Origin of the sequence: Sphingomonas sp., assembly GCF_048595155.1 — a bacterium.
In the GTDB taxonomy this organism is placed as follows: Bacteria; Pseudomonadota; Alphaproteobacteria; order Sphingomonadales; family Sphingomonadaceae; genus Sphingomonas_I.
In genome coordinates this window covers 20,553-37,634 of the sequence record NZ_JBMDXN010000010.1, presented here as the reverse complement: position 1 = coordinate 37,634, position 17,082 = coordinate 20,553, and the positions used below count along the sequence as shown (strand labels likewise).

Here is a 17,082-nt window from a genome sequence, read left to right as displayed (position 1 = left end):
GGGTTGGGGGGGGGGGCGGCCGCGGGGGCGCTGCGCGGGCGCGTGCCGGATCTTGCGGTGACGATCGACACCACGCCGCCGCCGCCCGACGCGCTGGCCGATCGCATGTCGCACACGCTGCCGTCGACGATCGGCTTCCATGACGATCTGGGGCTCGGCGAAGAGGATGCGGTGCTGCGCGCGGGGGGCGCCTGGCGGCTGGGTACATTGTTCGACGGGTGGGTGGATGGGCTGCCGGCCTATGTCCACGCCTATGGCGCTTATGGTCAGCCCTTCGGCACCGCTTCCTTTCATCATCATTGGGCCCGCGCCGCCCGCGCGGGCGGCGCAGCGCCGTTCGATGCGCATGCGCCCGCGGCGATGCTGGCCCGGGCCGGCCGCATGGCCGCGGGGGCAGCAGCCAGCGGCATTCTTGCGAGCGTCCAGCCTGGGTTGGTGCTGAATGTCGGGCGGTATCAGGCGATGCTGGCGGCGTTCGGGCGGCATATCGGGGTCATGTTGCGCGATGCCGAGGTGGCGGAGGTCCGGCTGCGAGGCGAGGACGGCTATATCGACGCGCTCCTTTTAAAGGATGGCAGCACGCTGGCCGCCGACCTGTTCGTCGACGCCAGCGGACCGGGCGGCGTCGTGCGCGGCGCGATCGATGCGGACTGGGACGATTGGCGCGGCTGGCTGCGCTGCGACCGCTTGCTGGAAGCGGAAGGGCCGCCGGAGACGCTTGCGACATTGGATCATGTGATTGCCGAAGAGGCAGGCTGGCGTTGGCGCACGGCAGCACCGGGCAGGACGCTGCACGGCCTATGCTATGCCGCGGCCTTCCTAACCGATGATGATGCCGCGGCGACGTTGGCTGCCGCGGGCGGAAGGATCGCGGCTGATCCTATCCCGTTCCGGCAGGGCAGCCGGCCGAACCCGTGGGCGCGCAATTGCGTGGCGGTGGGGGACGCGGCCACGGTGACCGAGCCGCTCGACTTCACCAACCTCCATCTGGCGCAAAGCGCGATCGACCGGATCGTGTCGATGCTCCCCGGGCGGGACTGCCATCCGCTAGAAACGGCGGATTATAACCGGCAGGCGCAGGCCGAGGTGATGCGGATCCGCGACTTCACCTTGTGCCATTACGCCACGGCGCGTCGGGCCGGCGCTTTCTGGCACGTGCCGGAGCCTGTGCCGGACAGCCTGGCGCGGACGCTCGCGCTGTTCGCCGAGCGGGGACGGCTGCCCTTCTTCGAGGAGGAGACATTTGCGCGCGACGACTGGCTAGCCATTCTGCTGGGCCAGGGCGTTCTGCCGCGGCGGATCGATCCGCTGATCGACACCAGCCCGGCGGCGGAGAGTGATCGCGCCATGGCCGCCTATCGCGCCGCTATCGTGCAGGCAGTCAGAGCCTGCCCAACGGCGGAGGACTATCATGCAACGCTTACAGGACAGCTCGCCCGATGAACGAACATAGCATCCGCAACGTCGTCATCCTCGGCGGCGGTACGGCGGGATGGATGGCGGCGGCGGCCCTGTCACGCTTCCTGAACAATGGCGTGACGCGCATCACGCTGGTTGAATCGGAAGAGATCGGCACGGTTGGCGTAGGCGAAGCGACGATCCCACCGCTGCTGACGTTCAATCGCATGCTCGGCATCGACGAACATGAATTCATTCGGGAAACCGGCGGCACCTATAAACTGGGCATCGAATTCGTCGACTGGGGTGGCCCAGGCGAGCGCTATTTCCACCCGTTCGGCGCGCATGGGCATGATCTGGGTGGGGTACATTTTCATCAGCTGTATCTGCGCGAACGGCAGCGGCGGGTGATGCAGGATATTTCGGCCTGGTCGATGAGCGCGGTGGCGGCGCAGGCGGGCAAGTTCGCGCCTCCCGCGGAAGGCGCGCGATCGGCCGTCAAAGACCTGCTTTACGCCTATCATTTCGATGCGGCGCGCTATGCCGGTTTCCTTCGCCGTTATGCCGAAGCCAACGGGGTGCGGCGGATCGAAGGCAAGGTCTCGGCCGTCGCCCAACGGCCTGACGACGGCTACGTCACCGCACTGAAGCTGGATCAGGGGGAGATTGTCGCGGGCGAATTGTTCATCGACTGCTCCGGCTTTCGCGGCCTGCTGATCGAGGAGACGCTGGCGACCGGCTATGAGGATTGGCGCCACTGGCTTCCCTGCGACCGGGCGATCGCCGTGCCCAGCGCGTACCAGGGCGATCCGGATCCATTTACCCGCGCCACCGCGCGTGGGACCGGCTGGCAATGGCGCATCCCGCTGCAGGAAAGGATGGGCAACGGGTTGGTCTATTGCAGCGCCTTCCTGGATCAAGGCACGGCCGAGCGAGAGCTGCTGACGCATCTGGAAGGCCCGCCCTTGGCGGATCCGCGCCATCTTGCCTTCACCACCGGCCGCCGCGCGTTCGCATGGAACAAGAATGTGGTCGCGCTGGGCCTGGCTTCAGGCTTTGTCGAGCCGCTGGAATCGACATCGATCCACCTAGTCCAATCGGGAATCGCCAAGCTGATCGCGCTGTTTCCGGATCGCCGGTTCAACCCGATCGAGCGCGACGAATATAATGATCAGATGCACGATCTTTACGCCGACGTACGCGATTTCGTGATCCTCCATTACAAGGCGACGCGCCGGGCCGACACGCCCTTCTGGGACAGGTGTCGCGAGATGGACGTACCCGAAAGCCTGCAGCGCAAGATCGACCTGTTCCGCGCCAAGGGCCGGGTGTTTCGCGAAGGCCGCGAGTTGTTTGCGACCACGAGTTGGGTGGCGGTGTGCCTGGGCCAACATATCGTGCCCGACGACTATGAGCCCGCCGTCGATGCGCTGGACGAGGACAAGGTCGCCGCCGCGCTGGAGCAGATGCGCCGCGATTATCTGGATGTGGCCGGTCGTCTCCCCAGCCATGGCGATTTCCTGCGCCATATTGCAGGCGCGGCCCAGGCGAAGGCTGCGCCGGCGCCCGACGATGCCGGCCCGACTTTCTCCTTCGCGTCGGAAACGCCGTTCAACTTCTCGGCCGATCCCCTGTGAGAGCCGACGCGATCCGCCGCGTGGTGATCGTGGGCGGGGGAACGGCAGGATGGATGGCGGCCGCAGCCATATCGCGCGTGATCGGGGACATGCCTGGGCTTTCGATCGAGCTGGTCGAATCCGAAGCGATCGGAACCGTCGGCGTCGGCGAAGCAACGATCCCGCAGATCGTGCTGTTCAACAAGATGCTCGGCATCGACGAAGCGGAATTCCTGCGCGAGACGCGCGCAACCTACAAATTGGGGATCGAGTTCGTCGATTGGGTGCGGCCCGGCCACCGCTATGTCCATCCCTTCGGCTTTTACGGCCTCGACATGAAGGGGATCGAGTTCCACCATTTCTGGCTGAAGGGCCGATCGCTGGGCGATACCACCCCGCTCGACGCCTATTCGATCTCCGCTGTTGCCGGCCTGCGGGAGCGGTTCGGCCATCCCCGAGCGGACCAGCCGGGTTCCCCTTTGTCCCAATTGGCATACGCCTTTCAGTTCGATGCCGCGCTCTATGCGCGTTTCCTGCGCCGCCTGGCGGAGGCGAACGGCGTGCGGCGCAGCGAGGGGCGGATCGTCGCGGTCGAGCGGGCGCCGGACAGCGGCCATATCGCTGCCGTCATACTGGAAGCAGGCACGCGGATCGAAGGGGATTTGTTTATCGACTGTTCGGGCTTCCGCGGCCTGCTGATCGAGGAAGAGCTGGCCGCGGGTTTCGAGGATTGGAGCCACTGGCTTCCGTGCGACCGGGCGGTGGCGGTGCCCTGCGCGCCCGGCGGGCTGCGACAGCCGTTGACGCGATCGACGGCACGGGCGGCGGGCTGGCAGTGGCGTATCCCGCTGCAGCACCGCATCGGCAATGGGTATGTCTATTCCTCCACGCATCTGAGCGATGACGAAGCGGCGGCGACCTTGCTCGCCAATCTCGACGGTGTGCCGCTGGGGGATCCGAGACCGCTACGGTTCACGGCTGGCCATCGCCGACGCGCCTGGATCGGCAACGTGGTCGCACTTGGCCTGGCCGGCGGGTTTCTGGAGCCGCTGGAATCGACCAGCATCCACCTTGTCCAATCCGCCGTTGCGCGGCTGCTGACCTATTGGCCGACCCGGCAATTCGACCAGGTGGAGATTGACCGCTTCAATAGCGCCCACATTACCGACTATCGCGACATCCGGGATTTCCTGATCCTGCACTATAAGGCGACCGAGCGTGCCGACACCGCCTTTTGGGACTATTGCCGCACGCTGGAGCCGCCACCCGGTCTTGCCGAGAAGCTCGCCATGTTCCGTGCCAACGGGCGCATTTTCCGCGAGGGCAGCGAATTGTTCACCGAGACAAACTGGCTGGCGGTGATGGTGGGCCAGGGCATCGTGCCCGGCGGCTATCATCCCGCCGCAGACCTCCTGTCCGATGCCGAGACCTTGTCGCGGCTCGATCATATCCGTCGGGTCGTGGCGGAAACGGCGACGCTGCTGCCGCGGCAGGATGCGTATCTGGCGACGCAGGGCTGCGCGCTCGCATGACCTACGCGCCTCTTCCGGAAGTCGACAGGATCGATCGGTCTCTGTTCGAGACGGAGATCCGGTCTGCCACTCGGCCCGTCGTCCTGCGTGGTATTGCGCGCGACTGGCCGGCGGTCCACGCGGCACGAGGCTCGGTCGATGGGGGCATCGCCTATCTCAAGCGCTTCGATCGTCCGAATGCGGAGCCAGTATCGGCGATCCTGGGCGAACCGACGATCGACGGTCGCTTCTTCTACACGCCGGATGTGACGGGGCTGAATTTCGTGCGCGGGCAGACACCGATCGCTCCTTTTCTCGATCGGCTGCTACGCGATCGCGGTCATGACCGCCCCTATGCGATGGCGATCCAGTCGCTGCCGTTGCCACAGTTGCTGCCCGGCTTTGCGGAGGAAAATAGCTGCCCGCTCCTGCCGCCATCGGTGGTGCCCCGCATATGGTTGGGCAATGCCATCCGCGTGGCGACTCATTATGATCTAATGGCAAATATCGGCATCGTCGTGATGGGCCGGCGGCGCTTTACGCTGTTCCCGCCCGATCAGATCGCAAATCTCTATATGGGGCCGCTGGAACTGACTCCGGCGGGAACGCCGGTGAGCATGGTCGATCCGGATGCACCCGATCTGGATCGCTTCCCGCTCTTTGCAAAGGCGGCGGCCGTTGCCCAATCGGCGACGCTGGAACCGGGCGACGGCATCTACATTCCCTTTCACTGGTGGCATGCGGTGCGGTCGCTCGAACCGGTGAATGCCTTCGTCAATTATTGGTGGAACGCGGCGCCGCCGAGTGCGGCCAACCCCTATGACGCTTTGTTGCACGCGCTGGTCGCTATCGCGGCCTTGCCCGACGATCAGCGTGCGGCGTACCGCGCGATGTTCGACCATCTGATCTTCCGGCCCGATGGCGACCCCGCCGCACATCTGCCGGACGAGGCCCGCGGCGTGCTGGGGCGGATCGACCCGCCGACCGTGGCCAGGATCCGGGCCACGCTGCTCGATGCGATCGGGCGTTGGTAATGGAGGTGCGGCGCAGATCGATCAGGGGCGGCCGCCGAGCAGCCTGATCAGGAAAGCGCGCAGCCGTTCCGTGCGGGCAGGGCCGGCCTTGCCCAGGATGCCCCGCGCTTGCTCGGGCAGGTGCGCCGCGGCCCGATCCGCTTCCGGCCCGAATACGTAGAGGTCGAACCAGGATCGCCACGCCGCCTTGTGCGCGGGCGGCAGATCCCGGATGCTCATCAGCGCATGCACCAGCGCGCCAAACGGCGATGCCGTCTCTTCGTAGCTCCACCAATAGTTCACCAACACGTTCAACCGATCGAGCGCGCTGACATGATGCCACCAGATGGCGGGCACGAAGATCGCGTCGCCTGGCTCCAGATCGGCAATCTGCGCATGCGCCAGCGCCTCGGCGAAGCGGGGATAGCGCGCGAGATCGGGCGCGTCCGGATCGACCATGCTCGACGGTGGGCCGGCGAGCGTGTGATCGAGCGGCCCGATGTAGAGATTGGCGATCTGTTCCGGCGGAAACAGGGTGAAGCGCCGGCGGCCATGCACCACGCAGGCAATGTTATTGGACTGGTCATAATGGGTCGCGACGCGCGTCGCATTGCCGATCCATAACCGTGCCGACGCGGACCCGGTTGGCAGATCCAGCACATTGTCCGCATCCCATCCCGGCAGGTGCGCGGCGGCGGTCGCGGCATTGGCATAGAGTGCGTGCGGGGCGGCGACATCCTCTTCCGCAAAGCGCAGCAACTCACCAAGCAACTGGCGCAGGGCAACCTTCTGGCGATGGAAGTTGAAGCCGCTCAGATCCTCATTGTAGAAGAAGCGGCCGCCAATTTCCGGCGCGCCGATCATGACGTCGAGCGGATCGCCCTGGTCAAAGCCGGCGAGATAGGCGGCCATGGCGCGATCGCCGCCTGCGCCGGCCTGAACCGCCGGCCAATGCCGCACCTGGCCGCGCAGGATAACCGGGACATAGGCCGCCGCCACCTCGCGCTCGAACGTTGCCGCGTCGACGGCCGGGCGTTCGGCAACGCGCGCGAGCGTGTCAGGTCCGGAGGATATCGTCACAGGTGGACCTCTAGCCGGGCAGCGTCATCTACTCCACCGCCATGGCGAAGACCGGCGCGGCGCAAATTCAACCCGATGTCGGTCAAAATCCTTATGTCATTACCGTGGGATAGGCCTATGACTGCGTGTGGCCCGGATGTTCGCTGTCCAGGAGCCATGCGTGAGGAGAGAGTTATGACGTGGAAGACTCCCAAGATCGTCGAAATCGCGCTCGGCGCCGAGATCAACTGCTATGCGTGCGCGGAGATCAGTGCCTAAGCCCCAGCGGTGAAGGTGATCGTCCTGGGGGCGGCTGCCGGCGGCGGCTTCCCCCAGTGGAACTCGCATGCCGAAGGCTGTCGGCGTGCCAGGCGGGGTGATCCCGCCGCCAAAGCCCGCACCCAAGCCAGCATCGCGGTGAGCGCCGATGGCGCGCGTTGGTTCGTCGTGAACGCGTCCCCCGATCTGCGCGAGCAGATCAACGCGACTCGAGCCTTGCATCCGCAATCCGGACTGCGCCACTCGCCGATCGCCGGTGTCGTCCTGACCGGCGGTGATGTTGATGTGATCGCGGGCTTGCTGACGTTGCGCGAGCGGCAGCCCTTCGACCTGCATGCTACGGCGCGCATTCACGCGGTGCTGGACGCCAATCCGATTTTCGAGGTACTGGCCCGAACGGTCGTCACCCGCACGACGCAGCAGCTGGACGTGCCTTTCGCGCTGGACGATCAGCTGGGCGCGACCCTGTTCGCCGTGCCGGGCAAAGTGCCGCTCTATCTGGAAAGCGGGACGGAGCCGCCACCGATCGTCGTCGACGACACCACGGTGGGCCTGGAACTGCGTCACGGCGACACGCGGTTGATCTACATACCCGGCTGTGCGGCCATGACGCCCGAGCTGGCCGCGCGGATCGAGGGTGCCGACCTCCTCTTCTTCGACGGCACCTTGTGGCGCGATGATGAAATGGTGGTCGCTGGTCTTGGCACAAAGACGGGCGCGCGCATGGGCCATATGAGCTTGTCCGGGCCGAGCGGGACGATCGCTGCCTTCGAAACCATCTCTGTCCTTCGCAAGGTGGTGATCCACATGAACAACAGCAATCCGGTGCTGCTCGCCGACAGCGCCGAACGCGCGACGGCGGAGGCGGCCGGGTGGACGATTGCCGAAGACGGCATGGCGTTTGCGCTGTGAACGATGCGGTGCGTACATCCGACGAACTGGAAGCCGCGCTGCGTGCGATCGGGGCGGAGCGCTACCATATCCACCATCCCTTTCACCGCCTGTTGCACGACGGAAAGTTAACGCGCGGACAGATCCAGGCGTGGGCGCTCAACCGCTATTATTACCAGGCATCGATCCCGGCCAAGGACGCGACACTGATGGCCCGCCTCCCGACCGCGCAGGAACGGCGCGAATGGCGTCGGCGGATCGAGGATCATGATGGCGACGGATCGAGCCCGGGCGGGATCGAACGCTGGCTGAAGCTGGCGGAAGGGGTAGGGCTCGATCGCGGCGTGGTGGAGAGCGCGGCCTTGATCCTGCCGGAGACGCGCTTCGCGGTGGACGCCTATGTCCATTTCGTTCGCGACCGAACGCTGCTGGAGGCGGTCGCATCCTCGCTGACGGAGCTTTTCTCGCCGACGATCATCGCCGAACGCGTATCGGGCATGCTGGCGCATTATGATTTCATCACCGAGGATACGCTGGCTTATTTCACGCCGCGGCTGACCCAGGCGCCGCAGGATAGCGACTGGGCTTTAGCATATGTGAAGGCCCATGCCGATACGGCGGAGAAGCAGGAGGCGGCGCTGGCGGCGCTTCGGTTCAAGTGCGACGTGCTGTGGTGTCAGCTCGACGGCCTTTACTTCGCCTATGTCGCGCCTGGCATGATCCCGCCGGGCGCCTTCGTGCCGGAGGCGTCGGCATGAGCGATGGCACGACCGTCCCCGCGTTTCGGCGCGGTGTGAAGTTCCGTTTCGATACGGTTCGCGATGCCTGGGTGCTGCTGGCACCCGAGAAGCTGTTCATGCCCGACGAGATCGGCGTGGAGATATTGAAGCTGGTAGACGGCGTGCGTTCGATCGACGCGATCGTCGACGATCTGGCCGCCCGCTTTGATGCGCCGCGTGAGGTGATCGCAACGGACGTCGTAGCGGCCCTGCAGGATCTCTCCGCGCGTGGCGCAGTTCAATTGTGATTATGCCGGCCCCGCCGATGGGGCTTATCGCGGAGCTGACCCATCGCTGCCCGCTGCAATGTGCCTATTGCTCAAACCCGTTGAAGATGGATGCCCCTGCGTCCGAATTGTCCACCGGCGAATGGCTACGCGTCCTGGACGAGGCGGCCGCCATCGGCGTGCTGCAGGTTCATTTCTCCGGCGGCGAACCGATGGCGCGGCGAGACCTGTCGGACATGGTCGCCCATGCGTCCGCGGCAGGCCTCTATACTAATATCATCACGTCCGGCGTCCTGTTGAGCGACGCGGCCATGGCGGGGTTGCTGGCGGCCGGGATCGATCACATCCAGCTCAGCTTCCAGGATGCCGAACTGGCCCAGGCCGATCATTATGGCGGCTATCGCGGCGGCCATGCGAAGAAGCTGGAGGCAGCCCGCCGGATCCGCGAGGCCGGCTTGCCGCTGACCGCGAATTTTGTGATCCATCGCCAGAATGTCGCACGCGTCGAGGCGATGATCGCGCTGGGTGAGGCATTGGGCGCCGAGCGGATCGAGATTGCGCATACGCAATATTATGGCTGGGCGCTGCTCAATCGTGACGCGCTACTGCCCAGCCGGGAACAGCTGGCATTCGCCACCCAAATTGTGGAAGCGGCGCGGCTGCGGCTGAAGGGGCGGATCGCGATCGACTATGTCGTTCCGGATTATCATGCAGCGCGGCCCAAGGCATGCATGGGCGGCTGGGGCAATCGCTTCATCAACATATCGCCGTCTGGCAAAGCTCTGCCCTGCCACGCGGCAGAGACGCTGCCCGGCCTCACCTTCCCGTCGGTGCGCGATGAGTCGCTGGATGAGATCTGGCGGCGGTCGGATGCCTTCGCGCGTTTCCGGGGGACCGATTGGATGCCGGAGCTTTGCCGATCCTGCGATCGGCGCGAGATCGATTGGGGTGGTTGCCGCTGCCAGGCGCTCGCCCTGGCCGGAGATGCGGCGCGCACCGATCCAGCCTGCCAGCGTTCGCCTGACAATTATCTGATGGAGCAAGCGGTCGACCGGGCGGCGGCATCCTCTTCACTGGAATTGGTACCCCGTCGTCTGCAATAGCAGGCGCATGACAGACTTGCGCACCTTCTATCCGCCGATCGAGCCGTACGAGACCGGCATGCTGGACGTCGGCGACGGCCACGTCCTTTACTATGAGCGCAGCGGCACGCCGGGTGCGAAGCCCGCGGTGTTCCTGCACGGCGGCCCCGGCGGCGGCATATCGCCAGCGCATCGGCGCTTGTTCGATCCAGACCGCTACGACGTGCTTCTATTCGATCAGCGCGGTTGTGGGCGATCGACGCCCCATGCTGGCTTGGATGCGAATACGACCTGGCATCTGGTCGCCGACATCGAACGGCTGCGCCAACATGCAGGCGTGGAGACATGGCTGGTCTTCGGCGGCTCTTGGGGCTCTGCGTTGGCGCTGGCTTACGCGGAAACGCACCCGGAGCGTGTCAGCGAGCTGGTGCTGCGCGGGATCTTCACGGTGCGGGAGAGCGAGCTCCACTGGTATTATCAGTTCGGCGCCTCCGAAGTGCATCCCGAAAAATGGGACGAATTCCTGGCGCCGATCCCGGAAGAGGAACGCGGCGATCTGCGCGCGGCGTATCGTCGCCGACTGGTCGGAGAGGATGAGGAGCAACGCTTGGAGGCGGCGAAAGCCTGGGCGCTCTGGGAAGGGCGGACGCTGACGATCCTGCCGGACGCGACGATGGCGGCCGGCTTCGGCGATCCGCATTTCGCGCTCGCCTTCGCCCGGATCGAAAACCATTATTTCGTGCATCATGGCTGGCTCGAGGAAAACCAGCTGCTGCGCGATGCCTATCGGCTGCGCGGCATTCCCGGCACGATCGTGCAGGGACGCTATGACATGGCCTGTCCGACCCGCACCGCCTATGAGCTCCACAAGGCGTGGCCAGAAGCGCGCTTCCACCTGATCGAGGATGCGGGCCATGCCTTTTCCGAGCCAGGCATTCTGGATCAATTGATCCGCGCGACCGACGATTACGCCCGATCGCCGGCAGAGTGAGCCCGCCGCGCGTGGACGGGCTGCCGCCGCCACGCCGTTATTGGGCGCTGGCCGGGCTCTGGATCGGAATGGGCATGTCGGTACTCGACAGCTCGGTGACCAACGTCGCCCTTCCGACGATCGCGAAGGATTTGGCGAGCAACCCCGCCGACACCGTCTGGGTCGTCACCGCCTATCAGATTGCGATCGTGATGAGCCTGCTCCCCGCCGCCGCGTTGGGAGAACGCTACGGCTATCGGCAAATCTATAGCGGCGGCTTGCTGCTGTTCATCGCGATGTCGCTGGCGTGCGCGCTGGCGCCGAACCTGACCTTCCTTGCCGCAGCGCGCTTCGTGCAGGGCCTTGGCGCGGCCGGGATGATGGGCGTCAACGGCGCGCTGATCCGCTATGTCTGGCCCAAGGCCATGTTGGGGCGCGGCATCGGCTATAATGCGATGGTGATCGCCTGCACTGCGGCAGCCGGACCGGGTCTCGCTGGGCTGATCCTGGCTTATGCACGCTGGCCGTGGCTGTTCATGATCAACATACCTCTCGGCCTTGTCGCGCTGCTGCTGTCCGTCCGCTTTGCGCCTCGCCCCGCGACCGAAACCGACAGGTTCGATGTCGTTGAGGCTGTGCTGAACGCCGGTATGTTCGCGACATTGTTTCTTGCCGCCTCCACCATCAGCCATGAGGGCGGCTGGGAAAGTGGCGCCGCTCTCGGGGCGTTAGGCGCCGTGCTCGCGGTGACCGTGGTGCGGCGCGCACGCCTCTCAAAACGCCCCTTGCTGCCGCTCGATCTGATGCGGCTCGCGCCGCTGCGTTATGCCTATGGCGCTTCGATCGCCGCCTTTGCCGCGCAGATGAGCTTGCTCGTCTCGCTGCCCTTCCTGTTGGAGCATGGGCGGGCACTCCAGGCGGCGCAGGTTGGGATGATCGTCCTGCCGATGCCGATCACGCTCGGGCTCGTGTCTCCATGGGCAGGCCGCTTTGCCGACGCCGGCTGGGCAGGCTGGATGAGCGCGGTCGGGTTGATGCTTCTGGCCGGGATGCTTGGGCTTATTGCTTTGGTGATCGCAACTGGTGCAGCCTTGTGGGTGGTCGCGCTTGCGATGGCGATAAGCGGGGCCGGCTTCGGCCTCTTCCAGGCACCCAACAACAATGTGATGCTGCGAACCGGGCCACTTGACCGTGCCGGCGCGGCCGGTGGCATGCTGGCCCAGTGCCGCCTGATCGGGCAGACTGTCGGCGCATTGATCGCGTCGACTGTCCTGCTCCTGTCAGGTCCGCTTTCGCTGGGTGCGCTCCTCGCCGGTGCAGTCTGCGCGCTGCTGGCGGCATCCTGCGCGGTCCGTCGCTGATCCCAGCACAAGGGGCGCGCCTATGTCCCCGTGCTTCCGCGACGGGCTAAGCCTCTGCCTCTGCAAAGGCAGTTGAAGCGGCTGATCCCCGTCTCAGCGGATGTGGCATCCGCATGGCCTTCGGATGGGAGAGGATATCAGCCGTCCAACCGGCGCACCTCATCCGAGATCCGGGAGCGCCGGCAGCAGCTTGTCCAGCGTGATGGGGAACTCTCGCACCCGCACGCCGGTGGCGTTGTAGATGGCGTTGGCGACGGCCGCACCCGAGCCGCATGTTCCCAACTCGCCCACGCCCTTCGCGAGCAGCGGATTGGCGACAGGGTCGCGCTCCTCCAGGAACAGCACGTCGATGTCCGGAATGTCCGCGTGCACCGGCACATGATATTCCCCGAGGTCCCGATTGACGACTTTGCCGGTGCGGGCATCGTGCACCAGCTCCTCGGTGAGGGCACCGCCAATACCGAAGACGATGCCGCCGATCGCCTGCGATGTGGCCGTCTTGGTGTTGATGATGCGTCCGGCGGCAAGAACGCTGGTCCAGCGCGTCAGGCGCACCTCGCCGGTCGTCACGTTGACGCGCACCTCGCAGAAATGTGCACCGTAGGAGGCCTGGCTGAAGCGCTTGTTGCTCTCGCCGGGCGCAACGTCGCCTTCCACCTCCATGCCGTCGCCGACCAGGCTTTGCAGCGGATGGCGCTGGCCGTCGGCAAGCAGGGCATCGTCGGCAAAGCTGGCCTTGTCGGCAGGAACGCCCGCCGCTTCGGCAAGCATCTCGCGCAACTTGCTGCATGCGGCATAGACAGACGATCCCGCGGTGGCGGCGCCCCAGCTGCCGCCTGATCCAGCGCTGCGCGGTTGATCAGTGTCGCCCAGCCGCACCATGATCCGGTCGATCGACACACCCAGCAAATCGGCGGCGATCTGCGCCAGGATCGTATAGGTCCCGGTGCCGATGTCCGTCATTTCGGTTTCGACGAGGACCTGACCATCGGGCTGGATCCGCACGCGTGCCGTGCTGGGCCCGAACAGGTTTCCGCGCGCGGACGCAGCCATGCCATGGCCGATCAGCCACTCACCCTGACGCAGGCCGCCTGGCCGCATATTGCGGCCGGCCCAGCCGAAGCGCTCCGCGCCCGTCCGCAGGCATTCGGCAAGGGACCGGCTGGAGAAGGGCATGCCCTCTTCGGGATGGCGTTCCGGTTCGTTGCGCAGACGCAGTTCGACCGGATCGAGACCTAGCTGTTCGGCCAGCTCGTCCATCGCGCATTCCAGCGAGAGTTGGCCGACCGCTTCGCCCGGTGCGCGCATCGATACGGCGAGCAGCTTGTTGACGCGCACGACCTTGTGATCGACGAGGCGGTTCTCGCCTTCGTAGAGCAGATGCGAGGCGATGCCGGCGGGCTCGAAAAAGATCTCGCCCGCAAGCTGGTCGGTGATCGTTTCATGGCCGATGGCTGCCATTTTACCCGCGTCGTCCGCGCCGAGCCGCATGCGTTGCCAGGTTGCCGGACGCCGCCCGGTAATCTCAAACACATTCTGTCGCGTCAGCGCGATCTTGACCGGCCGACCGACATGCTGTGCCGCGATCGCGGCCGCCGCCGTTTCCGGCATCAGGCCGAGCTTGCCGCCAAAGCCGCCCCCGACAAAGGGGGATTGGATGCGCACCTTGTCCGGTTGGACGCCAAGCACGCTCGCCAGCTGGTCGCGCGCCATGGCGGGCGCCTGGCTGGACGCGTAGAGGGTCAGTCGATCATCCTGCCACATCGCGATGGCACTGTGCGGCTCCATCGCGGAATGGCTTTGGCTCGGTGTGGTCCAAACGCCATCCACATGCGCCTTTGCGCCGTGCATCGCCTGATCCACATCGCCTTGCTCAGTATGAATGAGGAACAGCCCGAATATGTCGTTCGTCGGCGGTTCCGCCGTGTCGAGCGCTCCATCCATGTCGAACAGGCCGTCATTCGCGGCCTCGAACGCGACCTCCACCGTCAGCGCGGCAGCGCGCGCCTGTTCGAACGTCTCGGCGACGACGACGCCGACGGGCTGACCGAAATAAACGACGTCACTCACCCCTTGGGGGGGCGCTGCGTCACCGGCGAAATCGCCGCCGTTGCGGATCAGCCGCTCGTCGGTGATGACCTCAAGAACGCCGGGCATGGTTTTTGCCGTGGTGGCATCAAGCTCAGTCACGCGGCCTTTGCCGAACGGTGCGCGGATCAGCACGCCATGGGCGAGACCGTCCGGGAAATGCTCACCCGCATAGGCAGCGCGGCCGGACACCTTGAGCGGTCCATCGATCCTGCTCCGCGCCGTCCCGACATGCGGCTTCTGCGCCGTGTCGAGCAGGCTGTGTTCGAACGGTGCATCCATCGTGATGCTGGACTTGATCATGCCGTCTCTCCGACCTGCGCCATAAGGCAGGCAATGAGCGTTCGCCTGAACAGGGGAATCTTGAAATCATTGGCGCCGTAACTTTCGGCGCCGGCCAGAATGTGATCCGCCACGCGCCCGAACAGAGCCGTGCTTGGCGCTTCGCCGATCATCAGCCGTTCGGCATTACGATCCCGCCAGGGCATCGTGCCGACGCCCCCGAATGCGAGCGCCGCCGCCGCAATCCGGCCATCCTGAATGCTGATGATCCCGGCGACAGACACCAATGCGAAGGCATAGGAGGCGCGGTCGCGGACTTTGCGATAGAATTGGCGATCGCCGAGCGGTGGCGGCAGCGTGACGGCGGTGATCAGTTCGCCCGGTTCCAGCCGGGTCTCGATATGCGGCGTATCGCCCGGCAGACGATAGAGGTCGTCGAGCGTCAGCGATTTGCCTTCGCCGCCTGTTCGAATAGTCTCCACGCGAGCGTCCAAAGCCCGCATCGCCACTGCCATGTCCGAGGGGTGAGAGGCGATACATTTGGGCGACGTGCCCAGGATCGCCATGATGCGGTTGAACCCGCCGATGGCGGCACAGCCGCTGTCCGGATCGCGCTTGTTGCAGGGTGATGCGGGGTCGTAGAAGAAGAAGCAACGCGTCCGCTGCAGCAGATTGCCCGCCGTCGTGGCCTTGTTGCGCAATTGCGCGGAAGCGCCAGCCAGAATGGCGCGCGCCAGGACCGGATAGCGGCTGCGCACCCGCATGTCGGCGGCAAGTTCGGCGTTGGTCACGAGCGCGCCGATGCGAAGGCCGCCCTCGGCCGTTTCTTCGATGCGGCGCAGATCAAGCGCGCCGATGTCGATCAGGTGGGCCGGCCGCTCCACACCCAATTTCATGAGATCCAGCAAATTGGTGCCGCCGGCGATGAAGCGCGCGTTCGGACGATCGCGCGTCGCATCCACCACGGCCGCGGTGGATGCAGGGCGGATATAGTCGAACGCGATCATGCCGCTTCTCCCTCGCGCGCGTCGGCATAGGTCGCGATCGCCTGGACGATGCGCGGATAGGCGGCGCAGCGGCAAATATTCCCGGACATCCGTTCCTGTATCTCGCCCCTGCTGAGGGTAGGCTGATCGACGACTTCTTCGCTGACGTGGCTGGGCCAGCCCGCATCCACCTCGTTCAGCATGCCTAGCGCCGAGCAGATCTGGCCAGGCGTGCAATAGCCGCACTGAAAGCCGTCGGCTTCTATGAAGGCAGCCTGCAGCGGATGCAGGTCGTCAGGAGAACCGACACCTTCGATTGTGACGATCGCATCGTCACAATGCATTACCGCAAGCGTCAGACAGCTGTTGATCCGACGCCCGTTCACCAACACCGTGCAGGCACCGCATTGGCCGTGATCGCAACCCTTCTTCGTTCCGGTCAGCTGCAGATGTTCACGCAGTGCGTCGAGCAACGTCACGCGCGCGTCGACCGTCATCGTGCGCGGAACATTGTTGACGTTCAGGGTCAGCTCGACGCCGGCATCAGCTTCGATCCAGTTCACACGCGCTCCTTTGATCTTCCAGCGTCAGGATCGCACATCCGCCGCCCAACCATGCGCGCCAATTTGTCGGCGCAATGGTGACTGTGGGGATGCGATCACCTCATCTTCGGGGTGGCCCGGCACCGCGCGGATCTGGCGGGCGCCGGGCCGAAGGTCAGTGCGTGGTGGCTGCACGCTCGATGAGGGTCGCCACCTCGGCGGGGTGCGACACCATCACGACGTGCGAGGCGCCTTTCACCACGACCGTCTGTTTGGCGTGGGCGCGCTCCGCCATGAAGGCCATTGCAGCGGGCGGGATATTCTTATCCTTGTCGCCATAGATGAACCAGGACGGCGTCCCCTTCCAGGCGGGCGCGGTCGACGGTTCGGCTAGCGCGGCTTGTGTCACGGGCCGCTGACCCACCGCCATCAGCCGGGCAGCAGCGGCCGGTACGTCAGCGGCGAACTGATCGTGAAACTTCGCCTGAAGGATGTAGAGATCCTTCCCGCCGCCGGTGAGATCTACCGGCGGCGCAAGGGCTGTCGAAAGCGTGCTGCCCGGGAATTTACCCGTGAGTGCCAGCGCAGTTTCTCCGGCGTCGGGCGCGAAGGCCGATACGAACACAAGCGCCTTCACATTGGGGCGGCCGTGTGCGGCTTCGCTGATGACCGACCCGCCATAGGAATGGCCGACCAGAACGACCGGGCCGTCGATACTCCGGACAAGATCGGCTACAATCGCGGCGTCCGTACGGACGCCGCGCAGCGCGTTCGGCGCGGCGATCACAGTGTAGCCGTCGCGCTGAAGAAGGGGGGTCACCCCATTCCAGCTCGACGAATCCGCGAATGCACCATGGACCAGCACGATCGTCGGCTTGGTCGTCTGCGCCTCGGCCGTGTTACCGAGCAGAGCAGTGGCGAACGCAAGGCCGCCGGCAATCAATCGGTTCATTGTCATTCTCCTGTGCAGAGCGCGCGTGATGGCGCGCCTCGTGGAT

General features: G+C 65.4%; 16 protein-coding genes. 11 read left to right on the top strand and 5 right to left on the bottom strand.

The genetic code is table 11. The features are described from left to right. The 4 genes from ACOJSI_RS02250 to ACOJSI_RS02235 all read left to right on the top strand — a co-directional run. A partial coding sequence (locus ACOJSI_RS02250; RefSeq protein WP_420136629.1) for a tryptophan 7-halogenase occupies window positions 1-1,443 on the top strand: 1,443 nt, incomplete at its 5' end. Beyond that, on the top strand, window positions 1,440-3,035 hold the full coding sequence (locus ACOJSI_RS02245; RefSeq protein WP_420136628.1) for a tryptophan halogenase family protein: 1,596 nt from the start codon (window positions 1,440-1,442) through the stop codon (window positions 3,033-3,035). The genes ACOJSI_RS02250 and ACOJSI_RS02245, both read left to right, overlap by 4 nt. Next, window positions 3,032-4,546 carry a tryptophan halogenase family protein gene (locus tag ACOJSI_RS02240; protein ID WP_420136627.1) on the top strand — a complete coding sequence of 505 codons (1,515 nt, stop codon included), beginning with the start codon at window positions 3,032-3,034 and terminating at the stop codon, window positions 4,544-4,546. Before ACOJSI_RS02245 ends, ACOJSI_RS02240 begins: the two co-directional genes overlap by 4 nt. Next, window positions 4,543-5,559 carry a cupin-like domain-containing protein gene (locus ACOJSI_RS02235; RefSeq protein WP_420136626.1) on the top strand — a complete coding sequence of 339 codons (1,017 nt, stop codon included), beginning with the start codon at window positions 4,543-4,545 and terminating at the stop codon, window positions 5,557-5,559. Before ACOJSI_RS02240 ends, ACOJSI_RS02235 begins: the two co-directional genes overlap by 4 nt. A gap of 21 nt (window positions 5,560-5,580) precedes the next feature. Here the strand turns inward: ACOJSI_RS02235 and ACOJSI_RS02230 are convergent, their stop codons facing one another. After that, the gene (locus ACOJSI_RS02230) at window positions 5,581-6,618 is read right to left on the bottom strand and encodes a cupin-like domain-containing protein (protein ID WP_420136625.1); all 1,038 of its coding nucleotides are present in this window, start codon (window positions 6,616-6,618) and stop codon (window positions 5,581-5,583) included. 156 nt (window positions 6,619-6,774) lie between these two features. On the opposite strand from ACOJSI_RS02230, the gene pqqA reads away from it, so the two are divergent. From pqqA to ACOJSI_RS02195, 7 genes are read left to right on the top strand one after another with little or no spacing between them, the layout of a single operon-like run. Next, window positions 6,775-6,876 (top strand): pyrroloquinoline quinone precursor peptide PqqA, encoded by a 102-nt coding sequence (pqqA, locus tag ACOJSI_RS02225; protein WP_420136624.1) that lies wholly within the window; start codon window positions 6,775-6,777, stop codon window positions 6,874-6,876. A 9-nt stretch (window positions 6,877-6,885) separates the two neighbouring features. Next, on the top strand, window positions 6,886-7,788 hold the full coding sequence (gene pqqB, locus ACOJSI_RS02220) for a pyrroloquinoline quinone biosynthesis protein PqqB (protein ID WP_420136623.1): 903 nt from the start codon (window positions 6,886-6,888) through the stop codon (window positions 7,786-7,788). After that, entirely contained in the window at window positions 7,785-8,525 is a 741-nt protein-coding gene (gene pqqC / locus ACOJSI_RS02215; protein WP_420136622.1) for a pyrroloquinoline-quinone synthase PqqC, read from the top strand. The genes pqqB and pqqC overlap by 4 nt, the downstream gene beginning before the upstream one ends. Then, window positions 8,522-8,794, top strand: a complete 273-nt coding sequence (gene pqqD, locus ACOJSI_RS02210) for a pyrroloquinoline quinone biosynthesis peptide chaperone PqqD (RefSeq protein ID WP_420136621.1) — start codon at window positions 8,522-8,524, stop codon at window positions 8,792-8,794. The genes pqqC and pqqD overlap by 4 nt, the downstream gene beginning before the upstream one ends. A 17-nt stretch (window positions 8,795-8,811) precedes the next feature. After that, window positions 8,812-9,876 carry a pyrroloquinoline quinone biosynthesis protein PqqE gene (gene pqqE, locus ACOJSI_RS02205; protein ID WP_420136620.1) on the top strand — a complete coding sequence of 355 codons (1,065 nt, stop codon included), beginning with the start codon at window positions 8,812-8,814 and terminating at the stop codon, window positions 9,874-9,876. Window positions 9,877-9,883: 7 nt separating this feature from the next. Then, window positions 9,884-10,846 (top strand): prolyl aminopeptidase, encoded by a 963-nt coding sequence (gene pip / locus ACOJSI_RS02200; protein ID WP_420136619.1) that lies wholly within the window; start codon window positions 9,884-9,886, stop codon window positions 10,844-10,846. Then, window positions 10,843-12,186, top strand: a complete 1,344-nt coding sequence (locus ACOJSI_RS02195) for an MFS transporter (RefSeq protein ID WP_420136618.1) — start codon at window positions 10,843-10,845, stop codon at window positions 12,184-12,186. The genes pip and ACOJSI_RS02195 overlap by 4 nt, the downstream gene beginning before the upstream one ends. 159 nt (window positions 12,187-12,345) lie before the next feature. Here ACOJSI_RS02195 and ACOJSI_RS02190 read toward each other — a convergent pair whose 3' ends face one another. From ACOJSI_RS02190 to ACOJSI_RS02175, 4 genes are all read right to left on the bottom strand, one after another. After that, window positions 12,346-14,577 carry a xanthine dehydrogenase family protein molybdopterin-binding subunit gene (locus ACOJSI_RS02190; RefSeq protein ID WP_420136617.1) on the bottom strand — a complete coding sequence of 744 codons (2,232 nt, stop codon included), beginning with the start codon at window positions 14,575-14,577 and terminating at the stop codon, window positions 12,346-12,348. Continuing rightward, window positions 14,574-15,563: an FAD binding domain-containing protein gene (locus tag ACOJSI_RS02185; RefSeq protein ID WP_420136616.1), complete on the bottom strand. Its 990-nt coding sequence runs from the start codon at window positions 15,561-15,563 to the stop codon at window positions 14,574-14,576. Before ACOJSI_RS02185 ends, ACOJSI_RS02190 begins: the two co-directional genes overlap by 4 nt. After that, complete coding sequence (locus ACOJSI_RS02180) at window positions 15,560-16,072, bottom strand: 2Fe-2S iron-sulfur cluster-binding protein (protein ID WP_420136631.1); 513 nt, start codon at window positions 16,070-16,072, stop codon at window positions 15,560-15,562. Before ACOJSI_RS02180 ends, ACOJSI_RS02185 begins: the two co-directional genes overlap by 4 nt. 187 nt (window positions 16,073-16,259) lie before the next feature. Next, window positions 16,260-17,036: an alpha/beta fold hydrolase gene (locus tag ACOJSI_RS02175; RefSeq protein WP_420136615.1), complete on the bottom strand. Its 777-nt coding sequence runs from the start codon at window positions 17,034-17,036 to the stop codon at window positions 16,260-16,262. Window positions 17,037-17,082: the final 46 nt, after the last annotated feature.

Coding starts and splice junctions, on each gene's coding strand:
- ACOJSI_RS02245 (WP_420136628.1), top strand. CDS start 1,440: ATGAACGAACATAGCATCCGCAACGTCGTCATCCTCGGCGGCGGTACG.
- ACOJSI_RS02235 (WP_420136626.1), top strand. CDS start 4,543: ATGACCTACGCGCCTCTTCCGGAAGTCGACAGGATCGATCGGTCTCTG.
- pqqA (WP_420136624.1), top strand. CDS start 6,775: ATGCGTGAGGAGAGAGTTATGACGTGGAAGACTCCCAAGATCGTCGAA.
- pqqD (WP_420136621.1), top strand. CDS start 8,522: ATGAGCGATGGCACGACCGTCCCCGCGTTTCGGCGCGGTGTGAAGTTC.
- pqqE (WP_420136620.1), top strand. CDS start 8,812: ATGGGGCTTATCGCGGAGCTGACCCATCGCTGCCCGCTGCAATGTGCC.
- pip (WP_420136619.1), top strand. CDS start 9,884: ATGACAGACTTGCGCACCTTCTATCCGCCGATCGAGCCGTACGAGACC.
- ACOJSI_RS02190 (WP_420136617.1), bottom strand. CDS start 14,577: ATGATCAAGTCCAGCATCACGATGGATGCACCGTTCGAACACAGCCTG.
- ACOJSI_RS02185 (WP_420136616.1), bottom strand. CDS start 15,563: ATGATCGCGTTCGACTATATCCGCCCTGCATCCACCGCGGCCGTGGTG.
- ACOJSI_RS02175 (WP_420136615.1), bottom strand. CDS start 17,036: ATGAACCGATTGATTGCCGGCGGCCTTGCGTTCGCCACTGCTCTGCTC.